A 20,397-nucleotide genomic window follows, 5' to 3' on the forward strand; every position below is an offset into this window, starting at 1 on the left:
TTGCATTCTATATACTGACTACAGGTTATTTCTAAGCTATTTATTGACTGCAATATAATACTAAGTACTTATGAGCGTTTCACACAAGGAAAAGGAAAAAAATAAACTCTTCCGCCAAGAGTCTTTAGAGCGTTTATCTTCTCCTGAAAGACTAGACCAACTTATGCGTGTAGTCGATCCAAAAAGTTGGATACCTCTAGCCACTTTGGGATCTCTATCAATAGTTGCTCTAGTTTGGAGTATTTTTGGACGTATTCCTATTACAGTCGATGGGGTAGGAGTTCTAGTTTATCCTAGTACAGTTGTTCCTCTCCAGTCGAGATTTTCGGGGCAATTGGTGGCTTTGAAAATCAAACAAGGAGATGTCGTCAAAAAGGGCGATATTTTAGCAACACTCGATCAAGTGGATCTCCGCGAACAGCTACAACTTGTACGAGGAAAATTCAAACAGTTGCAGATGCAAAACCACGAAGTTAAGTTACTGCAAATAAAGCGCAGAGATGGAGAGATTAAAACAATTCAAGAACAACGAGAAACTCTCGATCAAAGGCTGCAAATGATGCAGAATTTGACTCCACTTTTAAAAGATAAAGGTTTGATATCAATACAGGTAGAGCGGCAAAATCAAACACAACGTTTGCAAACGCTTCAAGGGCTAATTCCTACATATAAAATGCGATTAAAAAATCGTCAAATGTTGTTTGAAGAAGGCGCAATACCTGACGATACATTACTACAATCACGGCAAGAATACTTAGATAACATGGCTAGCATCGAAGAGGTAAAATCTCAGTTAAAGCAACTCGATGTCAAAGAAGCAGAAGCTCTACAACAATATTTATCCAACTTGAATGAAATTAAAAATATCAAAGCTCAACTACAATCGCTCAAGAGTCAAAAAACAAGTTCAGATCAACAAAACCTAGAATCTTCAACGTCAAGAAAAAAAGAAATTCAAGATGTTCAGCGAGATATTACCCGCCTTGAACAACAAATAAATACTAATAGTCAGATTGTCAGTCAACATTCGGGCCGGATTCTCGAAGTTACTATTAATCCAGGTCAAGTTATTCAGGAAGGAACTCGCATTGCCAATATTAATACAGAAAATCGACCGGAAAAGCTAGTGGGTGTCACTTATTTTCCTGTTGGAGATGGCAAAAAAATTCAATCGGGGATGAAGATTCAAATCACGCCCCAAACTGTTAAGCGAGAACGTTTTGGTGGTATTGTCGGAACAGTTACAGATGTCTCTCCGTTTCCCATCACTACTGAGGCGGCTGCAAATGTGGTAGGCAATCCGCAAATAATTGCGGGGCTAGTCTCTGAAAAGCAACCGGTTGTGATCCAAGTATCTGCAAATCTAGAGCCGGACTCTCAAACTTTTAGTCATTATAAATGGTCTTCATCTCAAGGGCCCAATATGACTATTTCTGCGGGAACTACGACATCTGTTCGAGTCAAGGTGGAAGAAAGAGCGCCAATTACGTTTATCTTTCCAATTTTGAGGTCTGTCAGTGGTATCTACTAATCCTACACTCACAACACCAATTAATCTTGGGCTGTACTTGCAACGACTGCTGTCGAAAGGCCGCAAGCGAGTTAAAACTCCGACACTTTTGCAAATGGAGGCTGTTGAGTGCGGTGCCGCAGCATTAGGAATTATTCTCAGTCACTATGGTCGGATTGTTCCTTTACCTGAGTTGCGTCAAGAATGCGGAGTTTCCCGCGATGGTAGTAAAGCTTCTAATGTACTCAAAGCAGCAAGAAATTATGGACTTGAAGCCAAGGGTTTAAAACAAGACCTGGGACAATTACAAGAGCTAAATCTTCCTTATATTGTGTTTTGGCAATTTAACCACTTTTTGGTGTTGGAAGGATTTAGTGGACAGCGAGTTTATCTCAACGACCCTGCTAGCGGGCCGCGAACGGTATCTTTAGAAGAGTTTGATGAGGGATATACCGGAGTGGTACTGGTTATGGAACCGGGGGCGGAGTTCGCTAAAGGTGGTCGCAAAGCTAACACGCTTTTTTCGTTGCGATCGCGCCTCAAGGGTGCTGTTGGTGCTTTAATTTACTGTACAGTCGCAGGTTTCTTTCTCACCCTGGCGGGATTAGTAGAACCCGTATTCAGCCAAGTATTTGTCGATGAAATCTTAATTGAGGGAAGACAGGCTTGGTTACGCCCGCTACTTCTGGGCATGGTAATTACCGCAGTTTTTCAAGGTGGATTAACCCTACTCCGATTACGGTACTTGCGTCGCTTGAAAATTAAGCTATCTGTAGGAATGTCTGGTGGCTTTCTCTGGCATATTCTCCGCTTACCGATGAGTTTTTACGCTCAAAGATTTGCTGGAGAAATTAGCGATCGCACTCGTCTTAATGACCAAGTTGCAGAGGTTCTCTCAGGACAACTGGCAACTACTGTGATTGATACAGTAATGGTCATCTTCTACATCCTAGTCATGTTTCAATATGATGAAATACTGACTTCTATCGTAGTTGGATTTGCTGCCATTAATATCTTGACCTTGCGCTGGATTTCTCGACAACGCATAGATGCAAGTCAGCGATTGATGCAAGAATACGGTAAAGCGGCTGGTGCATCGATTGCCGGACTGCAATATATTGAAACTTTGAAGGCATCGGGAGTAGAGTCAGATTTCTTCTCTAAATGGTCTGGTTACTATACTAAAGCAATTAATTCTCAGCAGGAATTGGGAGTCGCTAACCAAATTTTTTCAGGTTTACCTGTGTTGTTAACTTCCCTTTCATCAGCTTTATTACTGGTTATCGGTGGCTGGCGAGTTATTGAAGGAAATCTCAGCATTGGAATGCTCATTGCTTTTCAAGCGATCGTTCAGAATTTTCAAGAACCTGTTAACAATTTGGTTGGCTTTGCTGGCACTCTTCAAGAGCTAGAAGGAAATTTAATCCGTTTGGATGATATATTAAATAACCCAACTGACAATCAAATAGAAAATAGCAATAATTCGTTGTTATCTGTGCAGCAGGATCGAGATATTGCTCGGCTTCAAGGGTATATCGAATTACGCAACTTGACCTTTGGCTATAGCCGTTTAGACTCTCCCCTGATTGAAAATTTTAATTTATCAGTTCAACCAGGACAACGGGTTGCTTTAGTCGGTGGGAGTGGTTCTGGCAAGTCAACGATTGCCAAACTTGTTACAGGACTATACGAATCGTGGTCTGGAGAAATTCGCTTTGATGACCGATTAAGAGAAGAAATTGCACAGGAAATATTAACTAATTCCATCGCCTTAGTGGAGCAAGATATCTTGCTATTTTCGGGAACCGTCAAGGATAATTTAACTTTATGGGATACTACAGTTCCCGATAAAAATTTAAGACAAGCTTGCCAAGATGCTGCTATTGAAGATGTAGTGAATTCTCTAGCTGGAGCATATAATTCTGAATTGATAGAAGGAGGTACAAATTTAAGTGGTGGCCAACGGCAACGCCTAGAAATTGCCCGCGCCTTAGCGCAGAATCCTTCTATTCTGGTTATGGATGAAGCTACCAGCGCGTTGGATTCAGAGGCAGAAAAGATTATCGATCAAAATCTCCGCCGACGGGGTTGTACTTGTCTAATTGTTGCTCATCGCTTGAGTACTATCCGTGATTGCGATGAAATTATTGTCTTAGAACGCGGCAAGGTTGTGCAAAGAGGTACTCATGAAGAGTTGTGGCAAGTAGAAGGGGTATACTCGCGGCTGATTAGAAGTGAAGGAGAAGCTCTTGAGGAGATAAAAAATGGTTAACCAAATTAGCGATCGCCACTTTCAAGGAAAAGTATATCCTCTTAAAAGCAATGAGCCAATCCTACTCAACGATCCGCAGACTATTTGGATAGTTCACTCTGGCTCTGTAGCTCTGTTTGCCGTAACGGTCAAGAATGGTGTAATTGTCGGAACTCGCCGTTATCTTTTCAGCAGCGAATCTGGAGAAGCTCTATTTGGTACTGCTGCTCACCACGACTCAACTGAGAGTCAGATATTGGCAATTTCAATAGGAAAAGCAGAGTTACTAAAAGTAGAAAGCGAATGTTTTCGGGAATTAGTCGCTAATGCAGATATGAATGTTGTGGCATTAGTGGAAGGATGGTTGCATAAGTTCAACGCCACACTCTTGTCAGCCGTTGTCCCTCCCATTCAAATAAGAGCATCTGGACAAGAACGATTTTCGCTAATTGCTGGTCAAACTCTGCAACCAAAATCAAATACAGTCCTTTGGGTACAAGTTCAAGAAGGAGTTTTATACTCGCTAGGAATCAAAGAACTTACCCTAGTATCACAAACAGGAATAGTGCCACTGACTCATGCTATATGGATAGAGGCAGATGATGCGGCTCAAATTGCTACAGAAATCACTAGTTCCCTACGAGATACAAATACTTTACTTTCTGGACTATCTGTGCATAGTCAGCAATTCCTATTTTGGAATCAGCTGAGGGAACAGCAAGAACGCACCGAAGAACTACAGCGACTAAAAGCACGGGAAAACCTCAATCAGCAGGTGACGACAGAAGCTTTGGGAGAGCTAGCATCGCCACTGATGCCTCCAAAAGCTGACTTTTTTCAGAAAGGTGTACCACTATTAGTAGCTGCTGGTGCCGTTGGGAAAACTTTGGGGATGAAAATTTCTGCTCCTGGTAAGTCAGAAGACCTCGAACGACTCGAAAATCCTTTGGAGGCGATCGCACGAGCTTCACACTTACGGTTGCGGCAAGTTTTACTCCGGGATAAATGGTGGCAGCAAGATTGCGGCCCTTTGGTAGCATTTCTTCAGAAAGATGAAGAAACTCATCCAGTGGCGTTGCTCCCTATTTCTGCCAATCGCTACGAACTCTACAATCCAATTACCCAAACCCGCAACCCTGTTGATGCTGATATTGCCGCTAGGGTAGTTCCAGTTGCATATATGTTTTATCGGTCTTTTCCGGATAAAGCTCTTTCTGTTTTTGATGTAATTAAATTCGCCCTCGCCGGTCGCAGTAAAGACTTATTGATTATTCTTTTCGCCGGTGTTGTCGTTACTTTATTGGGAATGCTTGTACCGCAAGCTACAGCGATTTTAATTGATAATGCAATTCCTGATAGCGATCGCAATTCCTTAATGCAAGTTGGTTTAGGATTACTGGTTGCGGCTTTTGCAACAGCCCTATTTCGTTTGGTTCAAGGATTTTCTCTGCTGCGCTTAGAAACGACATCTGATGCGTCTACCCAGGCAGCGATGTGGGATAGGTTGTTAAATTTACCTGTCTCCTTTTTTCGCCAGTACACTACAGGGGATCTTCTATCTCGCACCAACTCTGTGAGCCAAATACGTCGTCAGCTAGGCGGTACGATTTTAATCCAGCTGATTACCAGTCTCTTTGCTTTCCTCAATTTAGGACTTTTATTTTACTATAGCCCTGAACTATCTCTAATTGCTGTTGCGATCGCAATAGTAACTATTGCTGTCACTACTATTTCGGGAATGATTCTGGTTCGTAAAGTTCATCCCCTCTTAGAAATCGAAGGAAATATCTTTGGGCAAGTTGTAGAGTTAATCAACGGTATATCTAAACTCCGAGTTGCTGGGGCCCAAAAGCGCGGCTTTGCCTTTTGGAGTAAAAATTACAGTCGGCAAATAAAACTCGAACTTAGCACTCAACAAGTTGAAGACATTGTGGCTGTGTTCAACACGGTGATGCCAACACTTACATCTGGAATACTTTTTTGGTTTACAGTCCAGCTACTAATGAAAGCTGAAATGACTGGCACAGCTGGATTAACTATTGGGACTTTTCTGGCATTCAATAGTGCTTTTGGTACTTTTGTCGGCGGGGCGACAGGGATGAGTAACACGGTAACTGATATTTTACAAGTTATCCCACAATGGAAACGCGCCCAGCCAATTGTGGAGATGTTGCCGGAAGTAGAACATAACAAAGCAGATCCGGGTAAACTTATGGGGAGAATCGCTGTAGACCGTGTTTGTTTCCGCTACCGAAAAGATGGCGCTTTAATTTTAGAAGACATTAATATTTATGCTGAACCAGGAGAATTTATTGCACTAGTGGGAGGTTCTGGCAGTGGTAAATCTACCCTGTTGCGATTGCTACTAAGTTTTGAAACACCTGAAGACGGCAGCATTTATTATGATGGACAAGATTTATTGGGGCTAGATGTTAGTGCTGTGCGCCGACAGTTAGGCGTAGTTTTGCAGAATGGCAAAATTATGTCTAGTTCGATTTTTGATAACCTGGCTGGTGGTGCTAGGATTACCTTGGATGAAGCTTGGGAAGCAGCTAGAATGGCTGGGTTTGCTGATGATATCGATGCGATGCCGATGGGAATGCATACGGTTATCAGTGAGGGAGGAGGTAATCTTTCTGGTGGACAACGACAGCGATTGCTCATTGCCAAAGCTTTAGTGTTGAAACCTCGGATTTTGCTGTTTGACGAGGCAACCAGTGCTTTAGATAATAGAACCCAAGCAATTGTGAGCGAAAGTTTAGATAAACTGCAAGTTACTCGCATTGTTATCGCCCATCGACTGAGTACAATTCGCAATGCTCATCGCATCTATGTATTGCAAGCAGGTAAGGTTGTACAACAAGGGAGTTTTGACGAGCTAGCTTTTATAGAAGGGCTATTTGCTCAGTTGATGCAAAGACAGATGGCTTAGACATCCCAATCACATAAGTTAAAAGCGTGAGTAATTCGTGACTGATAGTAGCGAGAAATTCACTTCTAATCGGATCTATTAAACCAGACATCACCTGCTTGAACAGTTTTTGCAGGGTAATAGGCATAAGCGGTGTCAGGGTTCTTTGACTCCAATACTTCTCGGTTAAGAACAAAAGCAAGGTAAAGTGATAATTGTTCACCAAGAAGTGCGATAAAAAACTGGTGCTGCTAAAAGATTTCTCTTTGATAACGCCAACGTTAGAAGCAGAGTTAATATTCAAAGCGATAGAAACAGTGATTTCTCCGTCCGTGATTAGACAAACTCTATTAGAGACAGGCAGTTGTGAAGAGCGATCACGAAAATTACCATCTGGGTTAGTAGTGTGTCAGATCATAGCGATGAATCTATGGTCATCAGATGCAATGGGGGATGTACTGAAAAATCTGGTGAATGGATTAAGTAGAGAATGGACGCGATTAGGGCAATATTGGAAAGTACCAAGTAGTTCTTCGATCAGTGAAGCAAGACAGAGGTTGGGATGTTGGACAATGAGTCGGTTGTTTCACAAGATAGTCAAACCATTAGCAACAACAAAAACTCCAGGGGCATTTTTAGGAGGACTAAGAGTAATGGCAGTAGACGGTACGGTATTGGATGTACCAGATAGTGCTGCTAATGCCAGAGTGTTTGGATATCCAGGCAGTAGAAAGGGGACTAGGGCTGCTTTTCCAAAAATACGTTTAGTATTACTAATTGAGGCGGGAATGCATCTAATTGTTGATGCCTTGATGTGTCCTTACCGCATAGGAGAAAGAGTACGAGCTTTAAAATTACTATGAGCTTGTAGTCAAGGGATGCTGCTGATGTGGGACAGAGGGTTACATTCTTACCGTATGGTTCATGCCACTTTAAAGTGCGGATGCCACTATTTAGGGCGAGTGCCAAAGAACGTCAAATTTCCCGTAGATAAAGTTTTAGACGATGGCTCATATCTCTCCTGGATTGCTCCAGATCGTAAATCCAAGCACAAAGGTGGAACAAGGATTCAAGTACGAGTTATAGAATATACTATTGACTCTGAAAATGGACAACAAACTTATCGTCTAATTCCCAGTTTGATGGATATTGCTCTATTTCCGGCTTTGTTGTTGGCTACAGAATATCATCAGCGTTGGGAAATCGAAAATACTATTGATGAGTTAAAAACCCATCTTAATGGACGTAAAACTCCCATTCGTTCTCTCAAACCCCGCGAAGTTGTTCAAGAAATCTACGGCTGGCTTTTAAGCCATTATGCAGTTCGTACTTTAATGTTTCAAGCCGCCACTGCTGCTTCCATATCTCCATTACGTCTAGGTTTTACTGGTACTCTCAAAGTTATCCGTCGAGCTATTGCTGATTTCCAAGATGCTAATAGTGAGCAACTACCTTTTTTTCTCCAAGCTAATTCTGGAGATTTTGGAGCAAAAAATCCCTACCGACGTTACATCGCAGCCTTAACCCAACAGAGAGATTTCAATTTATTAATATTACAAAATCGTTTAGACCACCGATTCACTAATGGGTGCATCCCAGTTTTTATTATTCCAAAACAAATAAATAACAGGGAAGGATTGTTACAGAAAACGGAAGTCAGGAAGTAAGGGGATATCAGGAAGGGATAATAAAGTCATCAAGACTAGGTGTATCAATGACTCCTGAAGAAGAACAACAGATAAAAGAATATTCTCGTGCAATAGCAAAGATACTGTACAAAAGTACTACGGGTGAGCAACTCACAAGTTTGGCAAAAATAGAAGAAGTAGTACGCTCTCAAATGCGGAAGCATGTAATGCCAGAAGTAGGGTTTTTTTATCGAAAATGCCACAGGAGAAAGCAGAGGATACAAACGAAAAATAAAAAGTATTATTGGAGAACTGCCAATTACAAACTCTCAAGCACAAAAGCTAGAAATTAGACCCCATAATCAATTGAGTCCATATTTAGAAGCTTGTTGCTTACGAATCAGCGCGTCGGTATCGTATCAACGTGCGGCAGAAGATATTGAATATTTAACTGGTGTAGAAGTATCAAAAAGTGTGCAGCAACGATTAGTGCATCGTCAAAATTTTGAATTACCGCAAGTAGAATCAACTGTGAAAGAATTGAGTGTGGATGGAGGAAATATACGCATTCGTACAATCAAGGGACAAGTCTGTGATTGGAAGGGTTATAAAGCTACCTGCTTACATGAAAAACAAGCTATTGCTGCCTCATTTCAAGAAAATAGTCTTGTAATTGATTGGGTCAAAAGCCAATCAATTGCTCCTATCTTGACCTGTCTTGGCGATGGCCATGACGGTATTTGGAATATTGTCCGCGATTTTGCTCCCGAACACCAGCGTCGGGAAGTACTTGATTGGTTTCATCTGATGGAAAACCTACACAAGATTGGCGGTTCTAATCAACGGCTCAATCAGGCTAAAATCCTTCTCTGGCAAGGAAAAGTTGATGATGCTATCGCTGTCTTTGCTGACTGTCAGCTAAAACAAGCTTTTAATTTCTGTACTTATCTTGAGAAACATCGACACCGGATTGTCAATTACCAATATTATCAAGCAGAACAAATCTGTTCCATTGGTTCTGGTACTATTGAGTCTACTGTCAAACAGATTGACCGTCGAACCAAAATTTCTGGCGCACAATGGAAATCTGATAACGTTCCTCAAGTCTTAGCTCAACGCCAGAGCTTATCTTAATGGATTAATCTTTGCTCACTAAATAAAAACTGGGATGCTCCCTTCACTAATCCCCTTGTCGGTCTAAAAGCTTTATTCATCAGCTATTATTCAGACCTTGTATTCCTTTCTATACGACTTAAAAGGTCAATGATTGCTATTAAAGCTGCTGTCAGAATATATATAATAATACAGGGAATATTTAAATAAATTAAAGGCAAGAGAATAAATATATTACCTCCGCCAAAACTTAAAGCTCGACCAAATATTGAAAATATTATAAGAAAAGAAATGGCTACAATAAAAAAGCCGACAACCTGAAGAATCTTGAGTGTAGTAACTAATCTAGTGTACAGTCTATTGTCGTTATATCTATTGGATAATTGATTATTGCTCATAAGTACACCATTTTTAATAAATTACTTTGTCCATTAAAACTTCTTTCATAATAAGCAGAAGAGTGTTTTTTTAAGACTCTTATATGATTAGAGCTATCACTTTTATAGCTGATAAATCGAATTTCATTAAGCTCCGGCAGCCTCCTTTTCAAATCCATATATCCCAATACTGATACCAAGCATAGCAATTCAAAACGGTGGTCAGATTTAGTGATAGCTGACAAATGCTTAAAAAATCAAAGCTTCATTTTGACCCGACTCCTGCTCAAAACTCGATTTTTCGTCATGATTCCGATTACTGAATCGTTGTTCTAGTGTCCGCAGTTGATTACAGCTACTTAGCTAAAAGTTTTCAATAACTACAGGCTCGACTGGTTGAGCAATTTCAAATTTATTGGACTTTACTTAAAGTTATTGCTCACAAAGCTGTAAGCGATGCCTGCGGCGGTAAACTACGCCCTGGCAGAAGTGAACCACGAGTCTGTAAACGTCGCCCGAAAGCTTACCCTTTAATGACCAAACCTCGGCGTGAATTACAAAATATGAAAGCAAACTGCTTAACCCATAAGTGTTTCGGCTTTTCAAGCGTGCCATTCGGTTCTATATTGCAATGATTCGTATTATGCTTAGACGACTGGCTTGATTATTTACTAGCTTTGACTTTTAAAACATCCTCTCAAACAGAACAACAAATTAAAACACTCGAATACGAGTAAGCCTAGTCGGGTAAGAATCAAATTTACATTGAATCAAAGGAGCGAAAGTCATGGCAAACCCAAGAATTATTTCGGCTAAGTACCAGGAAAAATGGCAAGGCCCAATCTATAACGGTAAACCTATCGAGGTAAGCACTGGTTCTGTTGACGGAGGGCGAGACGGAGGCTCAATAACAATTACCAAATCAGTATCGCGTTCAGTAGAGGTGAGTATTGGGGGAGGGATAGACATCCCAGTTAATTTAATTAACCTGTCAATGGATGTGGGCATTACTGTAGGAGAAACCGTTAGCTCTGAAGTGAGTATGAGTGTTAATGTTCCAGCAGGGAAAAAAGCGATCGCGACATTCACACCTCAATTTTTTAAATCAACTGGCACTATGGAAGTATGCAAGGAATTTAGGTTGGGAAATGGCGAATTTGATGTCTCCTGTGAAGAATATGAAACGACAATGATTTTTCCAGTCACGAAAGACTTGGATGGAAAACAGATATTAGTTGGTGAATACGATTACGAGGTTATTGGCGAGAGCGATAATCCTGATTCTCCTCCAAAGGAGGAAGGCAATCCAAAGGAGGAAGGCAATCCAAAGGAGGAAGGCGAAGAAGGTGAAGAAGGCGAAGAAGGTGAAGAAGGCGAAGAAGGCGAAGAAGGCGAAGAAGGCGAAGAAGGCGAAGAAGGCGAAGAAGGCGAAGAAGGTGAAGAAGGCGAAGAAGGTGGCCAAAACCAAGTGATTACATAAAGCAGAAGTTACTTGACAAATGCTTTGAAGAGTTGAGAGAAAGAGCAAAAGAATTGCTTTACCCCATCTCCGATTAACTAAAAAAGTGAGAGCACATCTCGTGCGTTACCCTCGGCAGGTGTGATCCCTGGAGTTTAGACTAAATCGGTCATGTTCAAGAAAAAAAGGGGGTCTGATTGAATACAGTCCCCCTTTTGGTAGAAGCTGAGAGAAATACGACTAACTCTCACCTACCAACATGAAAAGCGCTAGACTTGAAGAGTTTCGTCAAGTAGCCTACAAATATTTAGGTAGAACTAAAGACGCGACCTTTGAATTAACAGATGCCATATTACTGACCCGCAATGTTTATTCCTTAGCAGACTTATCGTTATCACCAGTATTTAGACGCAAGTGGCCAAGCATCTATGAGGCGCTACAAGATAGCAGGCCACAGCGGCAAAAATTGATGCAGCTATATATCAAACAGATACCAACTGTGGAGCGACCTTTATTGGCAGGAGATCATACGAACTGGTCACGACCAGATGCAGTTAAATTACAAGAAAGGACTTATGAACATAGTGGCACATCCATAGCGGGAAATAAACCGATTACCATTGGTCAGGGATATAGCACAATTGCCTGGATACCAGAAAATGAGGGGAGTTGGGCATTACCATTAAGACATGAACGAATCACTTGTGCCGAAAGCCCGATTAGCAAAGCAATTTGGCAATATGAGGGTTGAACGCAAGGACGCGCAAGGCAATGAACGAGTCTCCAAACCTTTATGGTTGGCTTGGGTAGGAGAAGAAATGCCACCATTAGAAGAAGTTTGGTGTCTTTACTTGCGTCGTTTTACAATTGACCATTGGTATCGCTTTCTGAAGCAGCGTCTACACTGGACAGTTCCAAACTTAAGCACTCCTAAGCAATGTGACAGGTGGAGTGACCTCATGCCTCTGATGACTTGGGAATTGTGGTTGGCCCGTGATATCGTGACTGACCATCCCCTTCCTTGGCAGAAATCTTAGGGTAATTTGACTCCTGGAAGAGTTGCTCAAGCTATGGGTGGAGTTTTCGCGGTGATTGGTACTCCCACCTCTGCACCCAAACCTCGTGGAAAGTCCCCTGGTTGGCAACCAGGAAAAAAGCGTCACCGTAAACACCGATGCCCGATTGTTAAAAAAACTGTAACAGCACCACGCAAAGAACCATCAATTGCAGTTTAATACTCAAAATTATTGATATTTTCACTAAGTCTCTGATTAACTCAGCCCTGCTGGGTCATTTTGCATGGCTTAGTCTAAGCTCCAGACATTATGCGCGAATCAGTTATTTACAAAATGATTAAAACTGAAGGCGAAGAAGAAGGTAGCGACAAAAAAGCCCGTGAAATTGCAGCTAATATGCTGGCAGAGGGCATGGCTGTTGACACAATCGTTCGGCTGACTGGCTTATCGGTGGAAATAGTACAAGAGTTACAGCAGCAACAATCCTTAGAGTAACCCAGGATACTTATTCTTGAGTTACCCTAACCTCAATAAAAGGTTCAATGCACTCCGTTGCTTTTTCTCTCATAGTGCAACACGTCCAGCTTTGTGCTTGACAGAAAAAGAACAAAAAATTTTGAGGCGCTGCATAACATTAAGTTTATATATAGCAATCCAATTTGATTCCTGAATCACTCGTAGAGAGAGGGAACAGAAAATGGGGAACATGAAATAAGGAATAAAATTGTACTAACTTTTGTTCAAAAATCAAGTATAAGTCCTATAGCATTTCTGTACCTCATGTAATTAAGAACCGCTATATGCAAGTCCCAACCCAAGTTTAATGGAACACCATCCCTAGAATGCGTGTAAAACAAAACATTGGCTCCCATTCGCTAGTCAAGTGCTACGCCATCAACCCAAGGAAGCAATTATCAAGCTGCGGAAGGCGGTGTACCAAAGGGCATCAGTGGAGGCGATCGCAGATGTGGCGATGGCGTAACCGCCCGATGTAGGCGATCGCAACAAAGCCATACAAGTCTACAATCTCATCTCCCGGCAATGGCAAAGAGGAATCGTGCAGGACTATTGGGAGCTAGGGGGTCTTCTAGAGGTGCGCTGTGGTAAGCGGGTGCCATTCGTGTTTAGTGGGGAACATGTGGCAGTGTTTGGTGGATGAACAAGGCCGCTATTATGTGGCTGTTCCCCAATTGGTTGACGTTGAATTAGTCCCACCAAATCAAAGCTAAAAACAGCAAAAAGCTTTACTAAATATTGGTTTCCAGTCCCACGTGAGTTTCATTTTTTTTGTTAAACTCAAAACTGAATTCCACCCAAAAGCTGTTAACGCACTACCATCGAGAGGGAAGATTATCCTTTGGTTGCGGCAACTGAACCAATCCAACAAGCGACTAACATAGCCAGCACCAACTAGATTTTGGGAACAAATTGGACACATTCGCCCTTCAGCATGAATGACCATCACCCCAAGGGAGCAATCGTAGGCTGTGGAGAGCGGTTGTGGCAAGGGCAGAGGTGCGGGCGGCGATCGCTAATATAACTTATTTATTGAAACAAAATGCCGACCAATGTCCTTCCACCGTGCAATCTCAAACTTTCACAGAGCAAAGGTAATGACTTAAGTCTTTAAATATGAAAAGATAGCCACATAAGGAAAGCGCTGCCTTGGGCAGCGCAGCTAGGAAATTAGTAGGTTTCTATATTACTGCTACTATCTAGCAAGTAACTGCATAATTTGCTCCAAAAGCGGAAGTTAACAGCGATCGCTTTTACCTCTGTTAACTCCTTAATTCACGCCAGTTATCAAGCATATCAACTCTAAAAAGAGGCATAGCAGCAAGCAGGAAAACATCAAAGCTAGTCTAGAAGTAATTGGATAGCTGTGTCAGGCGGTTGTTAATGATTAATTAGTTCTATTGAGAAAATCACCTATCTAAAGAAGTATCTTATATTTGTTTTCAAGGATGAATAAGTTAGCTCTGATTATCACTTTACAAGAAAATTAAAAAAAATTGCTTCCTTGGGGAATGTTTATTCGTTAAGTCATACCATCTCAATCCAAGTAGGATTGAAATACCTTTTTGAACTAAATTTTATTTATAGTAGCTTTCAACCGCTTTAAGCGTTTATTCTGTACTGACCACTTTTGACAAGCATCTTTAGCTATTTCTATCTCCGATGGCGATAAAAAATCATCTGCTCGTCCAGAAGCTAAAATTCGAGCGGCAATCACCGCTTTTTCATACTTCACACCGTACTTAACTAATTCTGTGCAAAATATTTTTTCTCTTTCTTCTATTGGTGTAAAGTAATTACTTGCCATTGCTTAACAGATACAAGATTTATTAATTTTAAAATACATCAACGAAAATAAGTTTTCGTTTCAAATCTTACAATTTATATAAATTTATAACTTCTATCTGGAGATACTTGAGTACAAATATTGCATCTGCCTCTGGAGTAATAAGAAGGCTGTGAGAAGTTGAGACCATAAAACAGTAAAAAAAAGCCGTAGAAATATTAAAAATTAATTAAATATTATTTTCAATGTAAAGGAGAAAAATCTTGAATTTCCATACAGGAACCACCAAACACAGACTAAAAAAATAGCATTGCTGAATCAAAGTATGAATCATGTGATGCCTGGGGCGGGCGTAGCCATCGCTAAATCCTTTTATTAGCAATAAAAGTATAGAACTCTTGCTGCATGACATTCGGGTTAATGAGATAATCGATGACCTTTTTTGAATCGGAGCAAAGCAACTTGAGTTGTGTAAAACCGAGAGCAAACGGGAGCTTTATTCCTGTTCTGATTCAACAATTCGTGGGAAAAAATAACCACTACCTTTTGCTGTGATAATGAATTCTGGGTCGTTGGGGTCGGATTCTACCTTTGTTAGCAATCGAGATATATGCACATCTACTACACGAGTGTCTGTATGAGACCCTGGTACAAAACCCCACAATTGCTGCAAGATTTCTAACCTTGAAAAAACTCTTCCCGAATGATTTACTAACAGCTCTAGCAAGCTAAATTCTATACCTGTTAGCCGAATGCGTTGCTCATTTTTATGGACTTGCCGCTTATTCACATCGATTTTGAGATTACCGACATGGATTATAAGAGAGTTAGGAATAATAGTATTGATATCACTTTTGTGAAAGCGTCGTCTTAGTAAAGAAGCGATTCGAGCTTCTAATTCCTTGGGTGAAAACGGTTTTATCATGTAGTCATCAGCACCAAGTTCTAGCCCAGTGATTCGGTCTGCTACATCTGCCAAAGCTGTGAGCATGATGATTGGCACATCCGATTGTTTCCGTAATTCAAGACATACACCATAACCATCTAGCTTTGGCATCATCACATCCAGAACTATTAAATCAGGAGTTTCTCTACTCCAAGCTGACAGAGCTTCTTCGCCATCGCTTGCAGTGACTACATGGTAGCCAATCATTTCTAAACGTGTCTGTAAAATTCGCCGGATGCTGGCTTCGTCGTCTACTACCAGTATTGTGCCTTTATCACCTGATAAGTTTCCCAACGCTGTTCCTCCACAACGAGAACTCTTAACTCTCTATTACTCTGATTTAGAAATGGCTCAAAAAAGAGATTTGTGCCTAATTGATAAATTGATAAATTCCTGATCAAGGGACTCGTATTTTCCATAGATTTGCAGTAAAGTGTTAACTCCGTGCCATTATTAACACCTGACTTTTAACAAATCTACTGTCATCCAAATTTTTTGCCAATGCCTTTGAGGGAATAGCCAATGAATACTTCTAATGAGATATATACAAAGAAAATCATCAAAAAATCCGACAAGCTTACCCTGAGACAGATGAAGTTAATCGAAGAAGCAGAAGACCAGCTTCTTCAAGCTAATACTATCAAATATACAGCCCCCGTAGTTGAGGAGAAACCAGTAGCCATTTCTCCTTCAAGAGAACCTGACTATATTCCATTCCTTGACAATCCTCCGGTACAATCTGTGGGCAATTCCGGTTGGCAGATTTCCGATATTTGGCGGGATATCCGCGTGGATGATTTTTGTGGGTAAGTAGCGAAGCCATCGCTTTTGTCTTGTTTTAACTTGGCTATCATTAACCCAGGGCATCCACATCTCGATTACTTTAGAGCGCAACCAACGATTTTTGTAAACTATCTTTACACCAAATCATAGCTATGGTTGCATTGTGTCTATAATTAATTTACGGCTAATTATAGCTATAAGTGCAACCATAGCACTTTGTAAATGTGTATCGCTTTTCTTAGGCATCTTGGGCGATCTCTGAAAAAACAGAATTCATCGGCAGCGCAATAGTCCCTATTTTCGTTGCCAACATGCACTTCTTTGCGATCGTGTGCGTTTGCAGACTAAATGAAATTTTTTCAACGTAATAATAAGGGTTTGAGGAACTTTTGTTGCAGACTAAATGAAATTTTTTCGCGGACTAAGTGAAATTTTCCCCCTAAATTTGCAGACTAAATGAAATTTTCCTCAATTACATAACATCTTGATTTGCGTCATTTTGAGTTAAGCCCCAACCAAGCAATGTATGCAGTTCTAATAAAGGGAAAAATACGTAATCACTAATTATCGTATCTTTAGCTATTAAACCTTCAAATAAATCATAATAATAACCAGATAAATTATCTCGGTCTGATGCTTTTAAATTTTCTAAATACTGAATGTCATCAGTATAGTTAACTAAATCTATCTCAGGGACTTGACAGAGCAGAGAAATTTGGTAGGACAAAGCAAATTGTTCAGCACTGATAGTAGTTATAGAAGAATTACGTAAATCAAATCCACACTTGCATTTGAGTAATTTAGCTCTAAAAAACTGAATAGACTGATGACAATTAGGACACTTTTCAATTAGAAAACATTTATGGAAAGGACATCCTGTAACACTATGCAGATGCCACACTTGACGATAATAAGGCGATAACTGCAAACAAACAGGGCATAATCTTGGGCCTTGTTTGCGAAGAAACCTAACTGGAATATTCTCTCCAAATGCTTGAACAATAGTTGCATAGAAAAATTTAGTCTTGCCAAGAGCCACAGAACTAAATGCCATCGACCAAAGAGTTTTTTCTGACACTCCAGTAATATGACTTAGCAAACATAAGCTATCAAATTGAGGATAAAAGATATTGGCATACCTTTCTGTCTTTGTTAACGCAGAAACTTTTAAAATATAATCGGGAGAAGAGTAATAATTACTATCAGCGAGTCGGGTAATATACCCAACTAAACTTTCATCAGCGTAAGGATGAGGGCGGCGTAAAAGTTTGTTATCAGTGTACAAGCTAACTCCCTCCTTTTCCTATTTATGTAAAATGTCAGATGCCTTTGTTGAGCGAGTTTTTGGTTTAATTCTCTGATTAGTAGCTTCTAACGTTGAAAATTCTTGTAAGGAATAAACTTGCTTTTCATATAAAAGATATTCATCAGTAAGAAAAGGGTTATGCTTGTGTAGCTTATCTGCTTTTACATACTTGTCAAATGCAGTAGCTAAAACATTTAAATCAAGTTTCTCTAACCCTTGACTAAGTGCTAAATAAGTCCCATAACGAATTAGTTTCATCACATAAGCAACAACACCTTCAGATGCGTAGTAAAAACGCAGGGACATTTCTTCACTAGCTAAACAAGATTCATCACTCAAGGGAAGTTGTGATTCCACTGCATGTATAAAAGTCCTAAATTCTTTACCAGAATCAGCTTTCCATTCAAAAGGGCTGAGAGTATATCTATTAGTAAACCTACGACTTAGCTGAGAGTTAAACTTAAAAACTGCATTACTTTCTGGTAAACCAATTAAAATTATCGGAACTTTAGCATCTAAAATTAAATTTTTTAACCAGTCAGAAACCAGGGCTATTTCATTCTAAAAAGCTGCTTGAGTGTGTCTAGTCCAAAAGAACATAAACGTTGAGCTTGTGCCATATTTTCAAACATATTACTGCGATATAAATTAAGTGAAAAATTGCGAGCAAGCGCAAAAATTTGAGGAAGAGGAGTAGTGCGAATTCTAGATTTATCTTCGCCTTGAGTAACGTCTCGAACATAGTGGACTTTATTCTCAACACCCCAATATCCTCTGATACGTTCAGCAAAGGCTTGCACCGTTTCGCTTAAAGATGAAATATAATAACGGGTTTCATTAGTTACTTCAATCACATTGTGTGTGAAAACCTGACGCTCTGATTTGACTTTAATCAAAGTGGTAAGTCCAGGCCAAGGACGAATACCATCGAGATTTTTACAAATACTGACATGACGCTTTTCGATTCGACCATGCCCTTTATTTATCTGCTCATAAGCCAATTCTGGCGTGAAATTTGTTTTGACATCTTTGAATAAGTTAAGCTGATTGCCTTTTAAGGCGGCAATATAATCATTCCCACTATTTATAATCAACTCACAAGTTTTTTTTGAGTATTAATAGCATCAAAAGCAAAGATAACCCCATTGAGAGCCAGTTTGGAAATCAACTCAGGTAAAGCAATAATATCATTAGTTTTGGCATCAACTTGAAATGGCTCTAAAATTAAGCCTCGCTCAACAATATAAGAACTAACTAACATCATCGCTGGATGCGAATCCGAGTTAGGGTTATCATTTTCAATCTGATATGAACCCTTGAGGACTTTACCATCTAACCCAACAGTTTCTCCAGTATTTGGTTGTACATTAAAGAATTTGCTCAGACATACGGAATAATCTTCGTAATCTACGTGTAATAAGGCACGACGTACAGTGCTATAAGATGGTAGTCTATTTTTTGGCGGTTGAAAAAGTTCAATCCACGGCTCACGGTAGCTTGAAATCCAGTCTCCAATTGCTAAAAATCCTTTGTTCCCTGCTGCGATGCCTACGGCGGGCTGCGCCTACGCCAATGTGAAAAGTGCCAAAGATAATGGTAGATTATGTCTCTGTCCGGCGCGGCGACGGGGGTCTTTTAGACCTGCAAAAGCTTTGATAATTTCGATTTCAGACACGGTAATAGATGCTTGAAGTAGAATTGGCGCTGCACCTTACCATATCGCGTCTACATTTACAATGAAATAGCCCTGTCTCCCAGTGGTTCATCTACAAATGAGTATGGCGATCGCTTTGCACTAATGCTTAAATTTTTATCTCTCAACATCTCCCCTAAGTATGAAAATAATTCACAACTCTAGGTAGTAGCGCCAGTCATTGAGGATGACTAATATATATTAAGGTAATTTCATATTCACTCCAGTTTTATCTATATTTAGTCATCCTCCGTTGCGCGTACTGGGGATATACCGTCTGTCTAAGTAATTTTTATAGCCTCAATAAAGCGTTCCTTAGCACAGCGACAGATATGAAAGCAGATCAATTCCTGAAAAACTATGCCGCAGGTGTCAGAGACTTTACTGGTGTCAACTTAAGCGAGGCAAACTTAAGGGAAGCCAATCTCAGTGATGTAATTTTAGATAGAGCTATTTTAGATGGAGCTAATCTGAGTCATGCTAATCTAGCCCAGTCCAGTTTGATTGAAGCAGACTTAAATGGAGCCGATTTGACTAATGCTAACCTCAGTGGTAGCAACTTAAGCGGAGCTATTTTGGATGGAGCTATCTTGGATGGAGCAGCAATGGAAGGAGCTAATTTGAGTCAAGCTGATTTGACAGTTGCTAAGTTGATTGAAACTAACTTGAGTGAGGCGGATTTGCAGGAAGCAAGCTTGATAGCGGCGAATCTAGATGGAGCCGATTTGAGTGGTGCAGACTTAACTGTAGCCGACTTATCCCAGGCAAATCTCACCCAAGCAGATTTGAACCAGACAAATTTGAGTGGAGCAAATTTGGATGGAGCTAATATAGAAGGAACCATTCTAGATGAGAATGCTTAAATCTAATATCTTTAACATGGCTCATAATGTGAAAAATAATTAGCAAAGTAGACAATGGGCTTAGGCCCATTGTCTAAAAGCGATCAAATGTCCGCTACAGTGTACTAGTTAGTTTATTGCTATTGTCTTGACTGGTGGAGCATCACAACTCTTTTATGGAAAATTATCCAGCCACAATTAACAAATGTGTATGTGCGATACTTATGCACATTTATGATAAATCAATCCAGCTTCAGACT

General features: G+C 40.3%; 12 protein-coding genes and 5 pseudogenes. 11 read left to right on the forward strand and 6 right to left on the reverse strand.

The window, feature by feature from the left end:
• The first annotated feature begins 70 nt into the window (after positions 1–70).
• The 3 genes from NPUN_RS16345 to NPUN_RS16355 are packed head-to-tail and all read left to right on the forward strand — an operon-like array spanning position 71 to position 6,693.
• Positions 71–1,531: an NHLP bacteriocin system secretion protein gene (locus NPUN_RS16345; RefSeq protein WP_012409661.1), complete on the forward strand. Its 1,461-nt coding sequence runs from the start codon at positions 71–73 to the stop codon at positions 1,529–1,531.
• Positions 1,518–3,782 carry an NHLP family bacteriocin export ABC transporter peptidase/permease/ATPase subunit gene (locus tag NPUN_RS16350; protein WP_012409662.1) on the forward strand — a complete coding sequence of 755 codons (2,265 nt, stop codon included), beginning with the start codon at positions 1,518–1,520 and terminating at the stop codon, positions 3,780–3,782. Before NPUN_RS16345 ends, NPUN_RS16350 begins: the two co-directional genes overlap by 14 nt.
• Positions 3,775–6,693, forward strand: a complete 2,919-nt coding sequence (locus NPUN_RS16355; protein WP_012409663.1) for an NHLP bacteriocin export ABC transporter permease/ATPase subunit — start codon at positions 3,775–3,777, stop codon at positions 6,691–6,693. Before NPUN_RS16350 ends, NPUN_RS16355 begins: the two co-directional genes overlap by 8 nt.
• On the opposite strand, the gene NPUN_RS41950 is transcribed toward NPUN_RS16355, so the two are convergent.
• The gene (locus NPUN_RS41950; RefSeq protein ID WP_167315637.1) at positions 6,647–6,976 is read right to left on the reverse strand and encodes a hypothetical protein; all 330 of its coding nucleotides are present in this window, start codon (positions 6,974–6,976) and stop codon (positions 6,647–6,649) included. The genes NPUN_RS16355 and NPUN_RS41950 overlap by 47 nt on opposite strands.
• Here NPUN_RS41950 and NPUN_RS39145 point away from each other — a divergent pair.
• From NPUN_RS39145 to NPUN_RS41960, 6 genes and pseudogenes are all read left to right on the forward strand, one after another.
• Positions 6,918–8,135, forward strand: a pseudogene (locus tag NPUN_RS39145) (IS4 family transposase); the annotation flags it as partial. The gene NPUN_RS41950 and the pseudogene NPUN_RS39145 sit on opposite strands and share 59 nt — an antisense overlap.
• Positions 8,136–8,386: 251 nt before the next feature.
• Positions 8,387–9,456 (forward strand): annotated as a pseudogene (locus NPUN_RS16375) (ISKra4-like element ISNpu15 family transposase).
• Between the two features lie 753 nt (positions 9,457–10,209).
• Positions 10,210–10,425: pseudogene (locus NPUN_RS44835) on the forward strand (hypothetical protein); the annotation flags it as partial.
• A gap of 152 nt (positions 10,426–10,577) precedes the next feature.
• Positions 10,578–11,270: a hypothetical protein gene (locus NPUN_RS42545; RefSeq protein ID WP_012409665.1), complete on the forward strand. Its 693-nt coding sequence runs from the start codon at positions 10,578–10,580 to the stop codon at positions 11,268–11,270.
• 238 nt (positions 11,271–11,508) lie between these two features.
• Positions 11,509–12,484, forward strand: a pseudogene (locus tag NPUN_RS44530) (NF041680 family putative transposase).
• A gap of 114 nt (positions 12,485–12,598) precedes the next feature.
• Complete coding sequence (locus tag NPUN_RS41960; protein ID WP_234711112.1) at positions 12,599–12,760, forward strand: hypothetical protein; 162 nt, start codon at positions 12,599–12,601, stop codon at positions 12,758–12,760.
• A 1,591-nt stretch (positions 12,761–14,351) separates the two neighbouring features.
• On the opposite strand, the gene NPUN_RS16400 is transcribed toward NPUN_RS41960, so the two are convergent.
• Together NPUN_RS16400 and rpaB are read right to left on the reverse strand one after the other, a co-directional pair.
• Positions 14,352–14,588 (reverse strand): hypothetical protein, encoded by a 237-nt coding sequence (locus NPUN_RS16400; RefSeq protein ID WP_012409666.1) that lies wholly within the window; start codon positions 14,586–14,588, stop codon positions 14,352–14,354.
• A gap of 475 nt (positions 14,589–15,063) precedes the next feature.
• Entirely contained in the window at positions 15,064–15,807 is a 744-nt protein-coding gene (gene rpaB, locus NPUN_RS16405; RefSeq protein ID WP_012409667.1) for a response regulator transcription factor RpaB, read from the reverse strand.
• 228 nt (positions 15,808–16,035) lie between these two features.
• Between rpaB and NPUN_RS16410 the strand changes: the two genes are divergently transcribed.
• Positions 16,036–16,323: a hypothetical protein gene (locus NPUN_RS16410; protein ID WP_012409668.1), complete on the forward strand. Its 288-nt coding sequence runs from the start codon at positions 16,036–16,038 to the stop codon at positions 16,321–16,323.
• Positions 16,324–16,768: 445 nt separating this feature from the next.
• On the opposite strand, the gene NPUN_RS16415 is transcribed toward NPUN_RS16410, so the two are convergent.
• The 3 genes and pseudogenes from NPUN_RS16415 to NPUN_RS44840 all read right to left on the reverse strand — a co-directional run bounded on the left by NPUN_RS16415 (position 16,769) and on the right by NPUN_RS44840 (position 19,148).
• Entirely contained in the window at positions 16,769–17,581 is an 813-nt protein-coding gene (locus tag NPUN_RS16415) for a TniQ family protein (protein WP_041565456.1), read from the reverse strand.
• An 18-nt stretch (positions 17,582–17,599) separates the two neighbouring features.
• Positions 17,600–17,959, reverse strand: coding sequence for a hypothetical protein (locus NPUN_RS16420; RefSeq protein ID WP_193372265.1), 360 nt, complete (start codon positions 17,957–17,959; stop codon positions 17,600–17,602).
• A gap of 194 nt (positions 17,960–18,153) precedes the next feature.
• A pseudogene (locus tag NPUN_RS44840) lies at positions 18,154–19,148 on the reverse strand (ISAs1 family transposase).
• Positions 19,149–19,627: 479 nt separating this feature from the next.
• Here NPUN_RS44840 and NPUN_RS16435 point away from each other — a divergent pair.
• Positions 19,628–20,158, forward strand: coding sequence for a pentapeptide repeat-containing protein (locus NPUN_RS16435; protein ID WP_012409669.1), 531 nt, complete (start codon positions 19,628–19,630; stop codon positions 20,156–20,158).
• The last annotated feature ends 239 nt before the right edge of the window (positions 20,159–20,397 follow it).

Source organism: Nostoc punctiforme PCC 73102, assembly GCF_000020025.1.
Taxonomy (GTDB): domain Bacteria; phylum Cyanobacteriota; class Cyanobacteriia; order Cyanobacteriales; family Nostocaceae; genus Nostoc; species Nostoc punctiforme.

What these genes read in the sequence shown, in the direction of transcription:
- NPUN_RS16435 (WP_012409669.1), top strand. Translation starts at nt 19,628, where the DNA reads ATGAAAGCAGATCAATTCCTGAAAAACTATGCCGCAGGTGTCAGAGAC.
- NPUN_RS16355 (WP_012409663.1), top strand. Translation starts at nt 3,775, where the DNA reads ATGGTTAACCAAATTAGCGATCGCCACTTTCAAGGAAAAGTATATCCT.
- NPUN_RS16400 (WP_012409666.1), bottom strand. Translation starts at nt 14,588, where the DNA reads ATGGCAAGTAATTACTTTACACCAATAGAAGAAAGAGAAAAAATATTT.
- NPUN_RS16345 (WP_012409661.1), top strand. Translation starts at nt 71, where the DNA reads ATGAGCGTTTCACACAAGGAAAAGGAAAAAAATAAACTCTTCCGCCAA.
- NPUN_RS41960 (WP_234711112.1), top strand. Translation starts at nt 12,599, where the DNA reads ATGATTAAAACTGAAGGCGAAGAAGAAGGTAGCGACAAAAAAGCCCGT.
- NPUN_RS42545 (WP_012409665.1), top strand. Translation starts at nt 10,578, where the DNA reads ATGGCAAACCCAAGAATTATTTCGGCTAAGTACCAGGAAAAATGGCAA.
- NPUN_RS16410 (WP_012409668.1), top strand. Translation starts at nt 16,036, where the DNA reads ATGAATACTTCTAATGAGATATATACAAAGAAAATCATCAAAAAATCC.